We start from the raw sequence: 764 nt of genomic DNA on the forward strand, positions 1-764 counted from the left end.
CCGGCTCCCGACGACCGAGGGGTGGTTCGGGAGTCGATCGAGAACGGCTCGGTCACGTACCAGGGGGTGAATGACAGTGCGTACCCCACGTCGAGTGAGGTCTCGGCCCTGCTGCTTCAGGTTGATAGCCCAGATAACGTCACCGTGAACTCCGTGGGTATACAGTCAGAACCGAGCGGTGAGACGGTGAAAGATAACGTCGGGCCTGTAACCGGGGGCGGTGCCGGTGCTGGTGGTGGTAACGGTGGAGATACTTCTCCCGGAGGCGACCCGGAACTCAAGTATGTCACTGGAACTGGCACCGACACCGATGATAATGGTAGGATAGCTTTTGAACTCGAAAACACCGGGAGCGGCGATGTAACAATTACTGGGATCAGAGTTGACAGTACCACAGATGAGCAAGCGGACAGGGTGAATAACGACGGTAATAGCGAATTTAATGGTGCTGGCGGCGATCTTAATCTTCCATCCGGGCAGGCCTTACTCATTGGTGCAGCAGGGATAACTGATCTTGATACGAACGCGGTAGTAGCTCAGGGATCGACGGAAAAGTTCAATCTACAACAGTTTAGCAGATCGCCTGGCAATTCTGGAAAAATTAAATCTAGAGACATGTCCGGCGATAACGTAACAATTACGCTGAGACTCGATGACGGTACTACGACGACAATCACAATTGAAAATATCTCCTAATATTCCACAATCGACGTAAACCACCATCGACACACCCATATGCCGTCCGTATGAACGACCGCGTATGA

General features: G+C 52.4%; 1 pseudogene. It reads left to right on the forward strand.

Annotated features, from left to right (window positions below):
* Positions 1 to 696, forward strand: a pseudogene (locus tag EXE45_RS17170) (hypothetical protein); the annotation flags it as partial.
* Between the last annotated feature and the right edge of the window lie 68 nt (positions 697 to 764).

This window comes from Halorubrum sp. SP9, from assembly GCF_005435015.1.
Taxonomy (GTDB): domain Archaea; phylum Halobacteriota; class Halobacteria; order Halobacteriales; family Haloferacaceae; genus Halorubrum; species Halorubrum sodomense.